This window comes from Streptomyces sp. ISL-87 (assembly GCF_018614095.1).
Classification (GTDB): domain Bacteria; phylum Actinomycetota; class Actinomycetes; order Streptomycetales; family Streptomycetaceae; genus Streptomyces.
Map to the genome: position 1 here is coordinate 13273 of NZ_JAGGOY010000059.1, position 12799 is coordinate 26071.

Annotated in this window: 11 protein-coding genes; 9 read left to right on the forward strand and 2 right to left on the reverse strand. The window is 67.8% G+C overall.

Translation table 11 applies throughout. The annotated features are described in order from the left end of the window. Positions 1-49: 49 nt before the first annotated feature. From acnA to J7I97_RS21020, 4 genes are all read left to right on the forward strand, one after another. Positions 50-2779 carry an aconitate hydratase AcnA gene (gene acnA / locus J7I97_RS21005; RefSeq protein WP_214937148.1) on the forward strand — a complete coding sequence of 910 codons (2730 nt, stop codon included), beginning with the start codon at positions 50-52 and terminating at the stop codon, positions 2777-2779. Positions 2780-3138: 359 nt separating this feature from the next. After that, positions 3139-4590 (forward strand): N-acetylglucosamine/diacetylchitobiose ABC transporter substrate-binding protein, encoded by a 1452-nt coding sequence (gene ngcE, locus J7I97_RS21010; RefSeq protein ID WP_214937150.1) that lies wholly within the window; start codon positions 3139-3141, stop codon positions 4588-4590. A gap of 61 nt (positions 4591-4651) precedes the next feature. After that, positions 4652-5596, forward strand: a complete 945-nt coding sequence (locus tag J7I97_RS21015; protein ID WP_214937152.1) for a carbohydrate ABC transporter permease — start codon at positions 4652-4654, stop codon at positions 5594-5596. 12 nt (positions 5597-5608) lie between these two features. Continuing rightward, positions 5609-6535, forward strand: coding sequence for a carbohydrate ABC transporter permease (locus J7I97_RS21020; RefSeq protein WP_214937154.1), 927 nt, complete (start codon positions 5609-5611; stop codon positions 6533-6535). Positions 6536-6597: 62 nt separating this feature from the next. On the opposite strand, the gene J7I97_RS40360 is transcribed toward J7I97_RS21020, so the two are convergent. Next, complete coding sequence (locus J7I97_RS40360) at positions 6598-6945, reverse strand: hypothetical protein (protein WP_374195504.1); 348 nt, start codon at positions 6943-6945, stop codon at positions 6598-6600. Between the two features lie 31 nt (positions 6946-6976). On the opposite strand from J7I97_RS40360, the gene J7I97_RS40365 reads away from it, so the two are divergent. Next, positions 6977-7099, forward strand: a complete 123-nt coding sequence (locus J7I97_RS40365) for a hypothetical protein (RefSeq protein WP_285441104.1) — start codon at positions 6977-6979, stop codon at positions 7097-7099. Between the two features lie 84 nt (positions 7100-7183). Here J7I97_RS40365 and J7I97_RS39955 read toward each other — a convergent pair whose 3' ends face one another. Then, positions 7184-7501, reverse strand: coding sequence for a cation-transporting P-type ATPase (locus tag J7I97_RS39955; RefSeq protein ID WP_308364567.1), 318 nt, complete (start codon positions 7499-7501; stop codon positions 7184-7186). Between the two features lie 553 nt (positions 7502-8054). On the opposite strand from J7I97_RS39955, the gene J7I97_RS21030 reads away from it, so the two are divergent. From J7I97_RS21030 to J7I97_RS21045, 4 genes are all read left to right on the forward strand, one after another. Beyond that, positions 8055-9269: an ROK family transcriptional regulator gene (locus tag J7I97_RS21030; protein ID WP_214937156.1), complete on the forward strand. Its 1215-nt coding sequence runs from the start codon at positions 8055-8057 to the stop codon at positions 9267-9269. A gap of 118 nt (positions 9270-9387) precedes the next feature. Beyond that, on the forward strand, positions 9388-10500 hold the full coding sequence (locus J7I97_RS21035; protein WP_214937158.1) for a sugar ABC transporter substrate-binding protein: 1113 nt from the start codon (positions 9388-9390) through the stop codon (positions 10498-10500). Positions 10501-10702: 202 nt separating this feature from the next. Beyond that, positions 10703-11491, forward strand: a complete 789-nt coding sequence (locus J7I97_RS21040; protein WP_214937160.1) for an ATP-binding cassette domain-containing protein — start codon at positions 10703-10705, stop codon at positions 11489-11491. Further along, complete coding sequence (locus J7I97_RS21045; RefSeq protein ID WP_214937162.1) at positions 11488-12786, forward strand: sugar ABC transporter permease; 1299 nt, start codon at positions 11488-11490, stop codon at positions 12784-12786. Before J7I97_RS21040 ends, J7I97_RS21045 begins: the two co-directional genes overlap by 4 nt. Positions 12787-12799: the final 13 nt, after the last annotated feature.

Sequence of the window (12799 nt, forward strand, 5' to 3'; positions counted from 1 at the left end):
GCCATAGGGCGTGGCGGCAGGATTGCGGCAATACGCGCGAATTTCATGCATGAAGGAGACTGTCGTGTCGGCGAACAGCTTCGACGCCCGCAGCACGCTGCAGGTGGGCGACGAGTCGTACGAGATCTTCCGGCTGGACAAGGTTGAGGGCGCTGCCCGCCTTCCCTACAGCCTGAAGGTGCTGCTGGAGAACCTGCTCCGCACCGAGGACGGCGCGAACATCACCGCCGACCACATCCGGTCGCTCGGCAACTGGGACTCGCAGGCCCAGCCCAGCGAGGAGATCCAGTTCACGCCGGCCCGCGTGATCATGCAGGACTTCACCGGCGTCCCCTGCGTCGTGGACCTCGCCACCATGCGTGAGGCCGTGAAGGCCCTCGGCGGCGACCCGTCCAAGATCAACCCGCTGGCCCCGGCCGAGCTGGTCATCGACCACTCGGTCATCGCCGACAAGTTCGGCACCAAGGACGCGTTCGCCCAGAACGTGGAGCTGGAGTACGGCCGCAACAAGGAGCGATACCAGTTCCTGCGCTGGGGTCAGACCGCCTTCGACGAGTTCAAGGTCGTCCCCCCGGGCACCGGCATCGTCCACCAGGTCAACATCGAGCACCTGGCCCGCACGGTCATGGTCCGCAATGGTGTGGCCTACCCGGACACCCTCGTCGGCACCGACTCGCACACCACCATGGTCAACGGCCTGGGCGTGCTGGGCTGGGGCGTCGGCGGCATCGAGGCCGAGGCCGCGATGCTCGGCCAGCCGGTCTCCATGCTGATCCCGCGCGTCGTGGGCTTCAAGCTGACCGGCGAGCTGCCCACCGGCACCACCGCCACCGACCTGGTGCTCACCATCACCGAGATGCTGCGCAAGCACGGTGTCGTCGGCAAGTTCGTCGAGTTCTACGGTGAGGGCGTCGCCGCCACCTCGCTCGCGAACCGCGCCACCATCGGCAACATGTCGCCGGAGTTCGGCTCCACCGCCGCGATCTTCCCGATCGACGACGAGACGCTGAAGTACCTGCGTCTGACCGGCCGCGACGCCCAGCAGGTCGCGCTCGTCGAGGCGTACGCCAAGGAGCAGGGCCTGTGGCTGGACCCGGCCGCCGAGCCGGACTTCTCCGAGAAGATGGAGCTCGACCTCTCCACGGTCGTCCCCTCCATCGCCGGCCCGAAGCGCCCGCAGGACCGCATCGTCCTCGCCAACGCCTCGCAGCAGTTTGCGCAGGACGTACGCAACTACGTGAGCGAGGACGACGAGGCGGGCAAGGAGTCCTTCCCGGCCTCCGACGCCCCCGCCGAGCACAACGGCGTCCCGACCCGCCCGACGCTGGTCACCCTGGCCGACGGCTCGTCCTTCGAGATCGACCACGGCGCCGTCACCGTCGCCGCGATCACCTCCTGCACCAACACCTCGAACCCCTACGTCATGGTCGCCGCGGCGCTCGTGGCCAAGAAGGCGGTCGAGAAGGGCCTGACCCGCAAGCCGTGGGTCAAGACCACCCTCGCCCCGGGCTCGAAGGTCGTCACCGACTACTTCGACAAGGCCGGCCTGACCCCGTACCTCGACAAGATGGGCTTCAACCTCGTCGGGTACGGCTGCACCACCTGCATCGGCAATTCCGGTCCGCTGGACGAGGAGATCTCGAAGGCGATCAACGAGCACGACCTCGCGGTCACCTCGGTGCTCTCCGGCAACCGCAACTTCGAGGGCCGGATCAACCCCGACGTCAAGATGAACTACCTGGCCTCCCCGCCGCTGGTCGTCGCGTACGCCATCGCGGGCTCCATGAAGGTGGACATCACCAAGGACGCCATCGGCATCGACACCGAGGGCAAGCCGGTCTTCCTCCAGGACATCTGGCCGTCCGAGGCCGAGGTCAACGACGTCGTGGCGAACGCCATCGGCGAGGACATGTTCAACAAGTCCTACCGGGACGTCTTCGCGGGCGACGCCCAGTGGCAGGCGCTGTCGATCCCGACCGGAAACACGTTCGAGTGGGACCCGCAGTCCACCTACGTCCGTAAGCCCCCCTACTTCGAGGGCATGACGATGGAGACCACCCCGGTCTCCGACATCGCCGGCGCGCGCGTGCTGGCGAAGCTGGGCGACTCGGTCACCACCGACCACATCTCCCCGGCCGGTGCGATCAAGGCCGACACCCCGGCCGGCAAGTACCTCACCGAGCACGGTGTCGAGCGTCGTGACTTCAACAGCTACGGCTCGCGCCGCGGCAACCACGAGGTCATGATCCGCGGTACGTTCGCCAACATCCGCCTGCGCAACCAGATCGCGCCGGGCACCGAGGGCGGCTTCACCCGCGACTTCACCGCCCCGGACGCGCCGGTCGCGTTCATCTACGACGCCTCGCAGAACTACCAGGCCGCCGGCATCCCGCTGGTCATCCTGGCGGGCAAGGAGTACGGCTCCGGCTCGTCCCGCGACTGGGCGGCCAAGGGCACCGCGCTGCTCGGCGTCAAGGCCGTCATCGCCGAGTCCTACGAGCGCATCCACCGCTCGAACCTGATCGGCATGGGTGTCCTCCCGCTCCAGTTCCCGGAGGGCGCCTCGGCGGCCGCGCTGGGCCTCACCGGCGAGGAGACCTTCTCCTTCACCGGTGTGGAGGAGCTGAACAACGGCACCACCCCGCGCACGGTCAAGGTGACCACCGACACCGGTGTGGAGTTCGACGCGGTCGTCCGCATCGACACCCCCGGTGAGGCGGACTACTACCGCAACGGCGGCATCATGCAGTACGTGCTGCGCAACCTGATCCGCGGCTGAAAAAAGGCGCGCCCCAGGGCGCGCCATGCGGAGCCGAATCAGTCGGCTCCGCCCCGCCAGTCGGCACCATAGGGCCGTATCCCCATTAAGGGGATACGGCCCTTCCGCTTATCCGGGCCATCGGGTATCGGCCAGGCAGGTGACGGTGAGGTCTCAACTCGGAAAAGCCGGGGCAGATACTTGTGCACGATCTTGCTCAGCCGAGCGGAAGTGGACTATACCTGTGCCCGTCCGGACCGGCGCGGTAGAAAGCGGCCCCGGACGGGGGGACGGCGGGGACCTGCGGCGATGTCCGCATGCACGGCAACTGCTGTGATTTCCGGCTTCCTTCACACTCTGACGAAGGCGAGGACTTGAGCATGGGATCCACCTCCGCCCACGGCGAGAACACCACCGGTGAGGGCCTCGGCCGCCGGGATCTGATCAAGCGCTCCGCGGCACTCGGCCTGATCGCCGTGCCGACGATGAGCTTCCTGTCCGCCTGCGCGTCCGGCGGCGGGGACGAGTCGACGAAGGGGCCGGTCAAGGCGCCGACGAGCAAGGAGAACCCCTTCGGCGTCGCCAAGGGCGGCAAGCTCGACGTGGTCGTCTTCAAGGGCGGCTACGGCGACGATTACGCCAAGGCGTGGGAGGCCGCGTTCGACAAGAAGTGGGGCACCACCAGCTCCCACCTCGCCACCCAGGAGATCACCTCCAAGCTCCAGCCGCGCTTCAACGGCGGCAACCCGCCGGACGTCGTCGACGACTCCGGCGCCCAGCAGATCAAGCTCGACGTGCTCGTCAAGGGGGGCCAGCTCGCCGACCTCACCCCGGTGCTCGACGCGCCCTCGCTCGACGACCCGGCCAAGAAGGTCCGGGACATGCTGATCCCCGGCACCGTCGAACAGGGCATGCAGGGCGGCAAGTTCGTCTCGCTGAACTACGTCTACACCGTCTGGGGCCTGTGGTACTCGGGCAAGCTCTTCAAGGAGAAGGGCTGGCCGGTCCCGAAGACCTGGGACGAGTTCCTGGACGTGTGTACGAAGGCCAAGGACGCGGGCATCGGGGGCCTCGCCCACCAGGGCAAGTTCCCGTACTACATCAACGTCGCCATCATGGACCTGATCGCCAAGAAGGGCGGCCTGGACGCCATGAAGGCGATCGACAACCTCGAACCGAACGCCTTCGAGAACAACCCGGTCGCCCTCGCGGCCGTGGAGGCGGTCTACGAGGTCGTCGAAAAGGGCCTGCTGATGCCGGGCACCAACGGCCTGACCCACACGGAGTCCCAGACCGCCTGGAACCAGTACAAGGCGGCCTTCATCACCTCCGGCTCCTGGCTGGAGAACGAGCAGCTCAAGCAGACGCCCGACGACTTCGACATGCAGTTCCTGCCGATGCCGGTGCTCGCCGACAGCAAGCTGCCCTTCGAGGCCATCCGGGCCGGCGCCGGCGAGCCCTTCATCGTCCCGGAGAAGGCCGGCAACAAGGCCGGGGGCCTGGAGTTCATCCGTTCGATGCTGTCCCGCGAATGGTCGACCCTCTTCGCCCAGCAGGCGAACTCGCTCACCATCGTCAAGGACGGCGTGGACCCGTCCGTGAAGCTGCGCCCCGGCACCACGTCGGCGGTGGCCGCGCTCAAGGCCGCCGGGGAGAACACCTTCAACTACCGCTACCCCGACTGGTACAGCGAGATGGACACGGAGATCCAGAACGCGTCCAATGAGCTGATGGCCAAGCGCATCCAGCCCAAGGAATGGATCAAGCGGGCCCAGGCTGCGGTAAACAAGGCGACCAAGGACCCGAACGCCAAGAACAACAAGCGCAGCTGACACCGCGCCCACCGCGTCCACCACGTCCACCGGTCACCCGGCACATCCAGGGACGGACACCATGAGCCACGTAGCCAACAGCAAGGGACGGGGCGGCTTCATCGCCGGCTTCCTCTTCCTGCCCCTCGCGCTGTATCTGACCTTCGTCATCTGGCCGTACATCCAGACGTTCGGCTATTCCTTCACCAACTGGACCGGCCAGTCGCCGACCTTCGATTTCGTCGGCCTGGACAACTACACGGCCCTGATGAAGGACGAGGTCTTCCGCGGCGCGCTGCTGCACAACCTGCTGCTCCTGGTGTTCGTCCCGGTGGTCACCATCCTGATCGCCCTGTTCTTCGCCTTCATGCTGAACGCCGGAGGGCGCAGCGGGGCCGGCGGAGTGCAGGGCGTGCGGGGATCGGCCTTCTACAAGATCGTCTACTTCTTCCCGCAGGTCCTCTCCCTCGCCATCCTCGCGGTGCTCTTCGGAGCCGTCTACCGCAGCGACGAGGGCGGCCTGCTCAACGGCTTCCTCACCAAACTGGGCCTGGTCGACCCGGCCGCGCCCGTCGAATGGCTCAACGAGCCCAAGTTCGTCCTATGGTGCCTGCTCCTGGTCGTCGTCTGGCACGGGGTCGGTTTCTACCTCGTACTCTTCTCGGCGGCCATGCAGTCGGTCCCCAAGGACATCTACGAAGCCGCGCTGCTCGACGGCGCCGGGCGCGCCCAGACCTTCTTCAAGGTCACGCTGCCCCTGCTGTGGGACTCTGTGCAGACCTCCGCGGTCTACCTGGGCATCGCCGCGATGGACATGTTCGTCCTCGTGTCGACCATGACCTCGGGCCAGTTCGGCGGCGGACCCGACCACCACAGCGAGGTCATGGCGACGGTGCTGATGCGCAACTTCCTCCACTTCGGCAAGGCCGGCTACGCCTGCGCCATGGGGGTCGTCATGCTCCTCCTCACCCTGATCCTCTCCGTCATCACGCTGCGCGCCACTCGCCGCGAGCGCGTCGAGTTCTAGCGGGAGACCACGATGACCACAGTGATCAAAGCCCCGGGCGAGGCGGCCGCCGAGCGCGGCCCGGGCACCGGGCAGGACCGCGGACGGGGCAAGGGCGGCTCCGACGGCATGGTGCTCAACGTCTTCTCCCACGGCTTCCTCGCCGTGTGGGGGATACTGATCATCCTTCCGCTGATCTGGCTGGTGCTCGGCTCCTTCAAGACCGACGCGCAGATCGGCGGCTCGGCCCTCGGCTGGCCGTCCCACTGGGAGTTCGACGCCTTCTCCCGGGCCTGGACCAAGGGGATCGGGTCCTACTTCGCCAATACGGTGATCGTGATGGTGTTCTCGGTCCCGCTGACCATGCTGCTCGGCTCGATGGCGGCGTACGTGCTGGCCCGCTACCCCTTCACGGGAAACCGGCTGATCTACTACTTCTTCGTCAGCGGGGCCATGTTCCCCGTCTTCCTGGCGCTCGTCCCGCTGTTCTTCATGGTCAAGCGGCTGGACATGCTGAACACGTACCAGGGCCTGATCCTGGTGTACATCGCCTACTCGATGCCGTTCACCGTCTTCTTCATGCACTCCTTCTTCCGCACGCTGCCGACGGCGGTGCACGAGGCGGCCGTGATCGACGGGGCCTCCCATACCCGGATCTTCTTCCAGGTGATGCTGCCGATGGCCAAGCCGGGCCTGATCAGCGTCGGGATATTCAACATCCTGGGCCAGTGGAACCAGTACATCCTGCCGTCCGTGCTGATGCAGCCGCAGACGGGATCGGACCCCGAGCGCTACGTGCTCACCCAGGGCCTGATCCAGCTCCAGTACCAGATGGGCTACGAGACGGACCTGCCGGTGCTGTTCGCCGGCGTGACCATCGCGATGATCCCGATGCTGGTCGTCTACCTGTCCTTCCAGCGCCAGATCCAGGCCGGCCTGACCTCCGCCACCCTCAAGTAGCGGCTCCTAGAGCCAGGCGCCGAACCTGCGGACGTACCGGCGCAGACGGCGCGCATAATCTCTTAGCAGCGTCTGAGGATCTCGTCGGTGAACGGACCGCGCCGGACCTTGGGTGTGAAGACCAAGTGCGCGTGAAGGGTACATACGCCTGTACGGCCCCTGCGAATGCCGGGGTTTGGCTCCCATCGTGATGCGGGGTCAGGCCGACCGCGACCGCGATGCCGAAGGGGAAGGCCTCGTCCCAGTCGCCCCTGGTGAGCCCGCTGACGGCGAACACGACGGGGACCATGACCAGCATGAAGCGGATCAGCAGCGACCGGCAACGATTCGCCGGACAGGGCGGCCTGGCCGGCCATCAGGTCCTTGGACGAGACGATCCGCAGGTCGGCCGGGATCAGGCCGGCGGCCAGCTTGACCACATCGCCCGGGACCACCTGGTCCATGGGTACCTCGAAGGTGGTCGCCCCCGGGCCGCCGCCGGCCCGGCGCTGCACGGCGCAGGTGGTGGTGACGAGCTTCTTCAGCGCGTCGGCGGCGCGGCCCGAGCGGTACTCCTGCGGATGACGACGCCCGGGTCCTCGGGGTCCTGCCACCACATGACCTCGGCCGGGAGGACCAGGACGGCGATGAAGGGGCTCCAGTAGGCCCTCACCAGCGCGGGGCGCGCTCGTCGGCGACGACATTGGCGCCGTGCCGCTCCAGCCGCAGCGCCGCCTCGGCGTGGGTGAGGCCGGCCGGGCTCGCGCCCAGATCCTGGAGGACCTGGGCGCGCGGACGGAAGCTGTGCCCGATGAGCCGTTCGCCGGCGAGCCGGGTACGGGACTCCAGCTCGGCGGCCTTGCGGTCGCGGCGCGTCCTGCCCGGCGGTGCGAGCCCGGCCGGGGTACGAGGGTGAGCATGGTCATGGCGAATGCCTCCCTCCACCGCGTCCGGGCGTCCGGGCAGCGCGAAGCCGCGAGCGGTCACGTGGAGTGATCAGGGGTGGGCGCGGGGCGGCACGGAACGGCCGCGGGTGCGCCGGTGGGCATGGTCGACGTCGACGTATGCATGGCGAAAGCGGAAGCGAAAGGGCCAAGGCATGCGGAAGGAAGCAAAATGGGGTGAAGGAATGCAGAACCGCACGGGGTGGCTGGCAGCCGTGGCCGTGCGCACTCGGAAGAGGTCAGCTGATCAGCAGGTCAGCGGGTCAGCCAACGAGAGCGCTGCAAAGACTTCGATCGGGACTCATCCCGAACGCCTCCTTGCGCAGCGCTGTCATGACAGGGCGCCCGGTCCGGCCGTAAAGGCCGCAGAGGATCGGCGCCTCGGCCGACCGTAGCACGATCTCGGAGGTCGTTCTCTCCCCTTATGGCCGATAGCGGCCGATTCGTACTGCGTGAGCCTCTTGACGTGTGAGGACCCAAAGGCTCGACTTAAGGTTCACAAGTTGGAGAGACGCCGGTGTCTCGGAGCGCCAAGCCGCGACCGTCGGCCGGGGGGCGACGGCTGGCCGTCGCTTAAGGGCAGGAGTGGATGAGTCGTGCAGACTCCCGGATCGCAGTCCTCGCTGCATCGCGCGAATCTCGAACGGGTCGTGCGGGCCGTGCGGCTCGCGGGCTCGCTGACCCAGGCGGAGATCGCCCGCGCCACCGGACTGTCGGCGGCCACGGTCTCCAACATCGTCCGTGAGCTCAAGGAGGCCGGGACCGTCGAGGTCACCGACACCTCGGCCGGCGGCCGCCGGGCGCGCAGCGTCTCGCTCAGCGGGGACGCGGGCATCGTCATCGGCGTGGACTTCGGCCACACCCACCTGCGGGTGGCCGTCGGGAACCTCGCACACCAGGTCCTGGCCGAGGAGTCCGAGCCGCTGGACGTGGACGCCTCCTGGGTCGAGGGCTTCGACCGGGCGGAAGCGCTGGTCGGACGGCTGATCCAGGGCATAGGGGTGGGTCGCGAGAAGGTCATCGGCGTCGGGCTCGGCGTCCCCGGCCCCATCGACGTGGAGTCCGGAACCCTGGGCTCCACCGCGATCCTGCCGGGCTGGGCCGGGATCAACCCCCGTCAGGAGCTCTCGCAGCGCCTCGGCGTGCCCGTGTACGTGGACAACGACGCGAACCTCGGAGCGCTCGGTGAACTCGTATGGGGGAGTGGCCGGGGAGTAAAAGACCTCGCCTACATCAAGGTGGCCAGCGGCGTCGGTGCGGGCCTGGTCATCAATGGCCAGATCTACCGGGGCCCCGGCGGCACGGCGGGCGAGATCGGGCACATCACGCTGGACGAATCCGGTCCGGTCTGCCGCTGCGGCAACCGCGGCTGCCTGGAGACCTTCGCCGCCGCCCGGTACGTCCTGCCGCTCCTCCAGGGCAGCCACGGGCCGGAATTGACGATGGAGCGGGTGGTCGAGCTGGCCCGCGACGGCGACCCCGGCTGCCGTCGGGTCATCGCGGACGTCGGCCGCCACATCGGCAGCGGCGTGGCCAGCCTCTGCAACCTCCTGAACCCGAGCCGGGTGGTGCTGGGCGGGTCGCTCGCCGACGCGGGTGAACTCGTGCTGGCTCCCATCCGTGAATCCGTGGGGAGGTACGCGATTCCCAGTGCGGCCCGCCAGTTGTCCGTGCTGACGGGGTCCCTGGGCGGGCGGGCGGAGGTGCTCGGCGCGTTGGCCCTCGTGCTCAGTGAAATGGGCGATTCATCGCTTTTGGCGGAAAATAGCAGTGGGGTACGAGCTCCCGCCGTCATGTCTTCAGTTAGATAACGGATGGCACCGTTGTCATCTCGTTAAGGATTCACTCCTTGACGACAAACTTGCGGCCGGGGTTGACTCACATCCACCTCGGCCGCAACGTTGCGGCCTCGTCAGGGAGGTTCAAGTAATGAACACGCGTATGCGTAGAGCCGCCGTAGCCGTCGCCGCTGGTGCCATGGCCGTTTCGCTTGCCGCTTGTGGCAGCGCCAAGGAGGCCGGCGACAAGACCAGCGAGTCCGGCGCCGCCAAGGGCGATGCGATCAAGGTCGGCCTGCTCCTGCCGGAGAACCAGACCGCGCGCTACGAGAAGTTCGACAAGCCGCTGATCGAGAAGAAGGTCGCCGACCTCACCGGTGGCAAGGCCGAGGTGGTCTACGCCAACGCCAAGCAGGACGCGACCACGCAGAACTCGCAGGTCGACACGATGATCACCAACAAGGTGGACGTCCTGATCATCGACGCGGTCGACGCGAAGGCCATCGCCGGCTCGGTCAAGAAGGCCAAGGACGCCGGCATCCCGGTCGTCGCCTACGACCGTCTGGCCGAGGGCCCGATCAACGCGTACACCTCCTTCGACAACGAAGAGGTCGGCAAGGTCCAGGGCAAGGCGCTCCTGGACGCGCTGGGCGACAAGGCCAAGGACGGCCAGATCGTCATGATGAACGGCTCGGTCACCGACCCGAACGCCGCCCTGTTCAAGAAGGGCGCGCACTCCGTCCTCGACGGCAAGGTGAACATCGGCAAGGAGTACGACACCAAGGAGTGGAAGCCGGAGAACGCCAACACCAACATGGCGGGCGCCCTCTCCGCGCTCGGCAAGGACAAGGTCATCGGCGTCTACTCCGCCAATGACGGCATGGCCGGCGGCATCATCACCGCCCTCAAGGCGGCCGGCCTGTCCCCCCTGCCCCCGGTCACCGGGCAGGACGCCGAACTCGCCGGTGTGCAGCGCATCGTCGCGGGCGAGCAGTTCATGAGCGTCTACAAGCCGTACGCGCCCGAGGCCGCGGCCGCCGCCGAGATGGCCGTCGCCCTCGCCAAGGGCGAGAAGATCGACGGGATCATCAACCAGAACGTCGACAGCCCGACCACCAAGGGCGTCCCGTCCGTGCTGATCCCGGTCGTCTCGCTCACCAAGGGCAACATCAAGGACACCGTCGTCAAGGACGGCGTCTACAAGGTCGACGAGATCTGCACCGACAAGTACGCGGCGGCCTGCGCCGCCATCGGCCTGAAGTAAGGCCCCAGAAGCAGGGCCCTCGTCCCCCACGAGGCGCCCACCGGCTCTGCCCGGCGCCCCGCCCCTCTTTCCCCGCCATCCGCGGGGCGCCGGGCAGAAACGTTTTCCCCATCCCGCTCCTCCCACTCTTCCCGCTCTTCCCCCCATTCGCCCCGCTCCTGCTCTTTTGCACGACATCCCCGCCGGTCAGGCGGCGAAGGAGATGGTTCATGTGTCCGCTGCGCCCGTGCTGGCGTTGCGAGGGGTCTCGAAGCGGTTCGGCGCCGTTCAGGCCCTGACCGACGTAGAACTCGAGATCCACTCCGGTGAGGTGGTCGCCCTGGTCGGCGACAACGGCGCCGGCAAGTCCACGCTGGTCAAGACGATCGCCGGCGTGCACCCCATCGATGACGGTGTCATCGAGTGGGAGGGCCGCCAGGTCTCGATCACCAAGCCCCACGACGCCCAGAACCTGGGCATCGCGACGGTCTACCAGGACCTCGCGCTGTGCGACAACATCGACGTCGTCGGCAACCTCTTCCTCGGCCGCGAGCTCAAGCGCCGCGGTGTACTCGACGAGGTGGAGATGGAGCGCCGCGCCCGCGAGCTCCTGACCACCCTGTCCATCCGGATCCCCAGTGTCCGGATCCCCATCGCCTCGCTCTCCGGCGGTCAGCGCCAGACCGTGGCGATCGCCCGCTCGATGCTCGGCGAGCCCCAGCTCGTCATCCTCGACGAGCCCACCGCCGCCCTCGGCGTCGAGCAGACCGCACAGGTGCTCGACCTCGTGGAGCGGCTGCGCGAGCGCGGCCACGCCGTCATCCTCATCAGCCACAACATGGCCGATGTGAAGGCCGTCGCCGACAAGGTGGCGGTCCTGCGGCTGGGCCGCAACAACGGCGTCTTCAACGTCGCCGACACCTCGCAGGAAGAGATCATCTCCGCCATCACCGGTGCCACGGACAACGCCGTGACCCGCCGGGCGGCCCGCACCGGGGAGGCCCGCAAGTGAGTACCCACAAGCCTGCCGCAGGACCCACGGCCGAGCACATAGACCCGGTCAACCCGGCCGCCGCGCACGACGCCATTCCGGCGGTGGACCCCCGCCTGCTCGTACGCGAGCAGGGCCTGTCCGGGTACCTGAGCGAGTTCGGCCGCAAGATGAAGGCCGGCGACCTGGGCTCCATCCCGGTCGTCCTCGGCCTGATCATCATCTGGGGCATCTTCCAGGGCCTGAACTCGAACTTCCTGTCCCCGGAGAACCTCACCAACATCGCGATCACGATGGTCGCCACCGGCATGATGGCCGTCGGCATCATCTTCGTGCTGCTGCTCGGCGAGATCGACCTCTCGGTCGGCTCGGTCAGCGGTGTCTCGGGTGCGATCGTCGCCGTCCTGGCCGTCACTCACGGCGTGAACGAATGGGTGGCCATCCTCGCCGCCGTCGCCGGCGGCGCGCTGATCGGCTCCATCCACGGCTTCTTCTTCGCCCGGATCGGCGCCCCGGCCTTCGCCGTCACCCTGTCGGGCCTGCTGTTCTGGTCCGGCGCCATGCTGCAGATCCTCGGCAGTAACGGCACCATCAACCTCGACTCCGAGGGTGTGGTCGGGAAGCTGACCACGTACTTCTTCTCGGACGTGGCCGTCGGCTACGGCCTCGCGGCGGTCGCCGTGGCGGCGTACTTCCTCGCCACCTACACCGACAACCAGCGCCGGCAGGCCGCGGGCGTGCCCTCGCGGCCGCTCGCGGAGGTGCTGCTGCGCACCGGCCTGCTCGCGGTGTTCACGTTCGGCCCGGCCATCGTGTTCAACCAGTACAAGGGCCTGCCGCTCGCGGTGGTGCTGTTCGTGGTCGTCCTGGTCGGCACGGACTTCGTCCTGCGCCGCACCACCTTCGGCCGCAACGTGTTCGCGCTCGGCGGCAGCGTCGAGGCCTCCCGCCGCGCGGGCATCAACGTCACCGGGATCCGGATCGCGGTCTTCGCGATCGCCGGCACCTTCGCCGCCATCGGCGGGCTGTTCTGGGCCTCCAAGATCGCGGCGGCCAACCAGAGCGCCGGCGCCGGCGACCTGCTGATGAACGTGATCGCGGCGGCCGTCATCGGCGGCACCAGCCTCTTCGGCGGCCGGGGCCGGACCTGGAACGCCCTCCTCGGCGTCATGGTCATCACCTCGATCCAGTACGGTCTGGCCTTGGAGGGAATCGCGACCCCGATCCAGTACATGATCACTGGAGCGGTGCTGCTGGCGACGGTCGTGATCGACTCGATCACCCGCAAGACGCAGAAGACGGCGGGCCGCGCCTGATCGGCGGCTGATT

Excerpts from the sequence above, each read along its gene's own strand:
- J7I97_RS21035 (WP_214937158.1), top strand. The coding sequence starts at position 9,388 with ATGAACACGCGTATGCGTAGAGCCGCCGTAGCCGTCGCCGCTGGTGCC.
- J7I97_RS21015 (WP_214937152.1), top strand. The coding sequence starts at position 4,652 with ATGAGCCACGTAGCCAACAGCAAGGGACGGGGCGGCTTCATCGCCGGC.
- acnA (WP_214937148.1), top strand. The coding sequence starts at position 50 with ATGAAGGAGACTGTCGTGTCGGCGAACAGCTTCGACGCCCGCAGCACG.
- J7I97_RS21020 (WP_214937154.1), top strand. The coding sequence starts at position 5,609 with ATGACCACAGTGATCAAAGCCCCGGGCGAGGCGGCCGCCGAGCGCGGC.
- J7I97_RS40365 (WP_285441104.1), top strand. The coding sequence starts at position 6,977 with ATGGGTACCTCGAAGGTGGTCGCCCCCGGGCCGCCGCCGGCCCGGCGC.
- ngcE (WP_214937150.1), top strand. The coding sequence starts at position 3,139 with ATGGGATCCACCTCCGCCCACGGCGAGAACACCACCGGTGAGGGCCTC.
- J7I97_RS21040 (WP_214937160.1), top strand. The coding sequence starts at position 10,703 with ATGGTTCATGTGTCCGCTGCGCCCGTGCTGGCGTTGCGAGGGGTCTCG.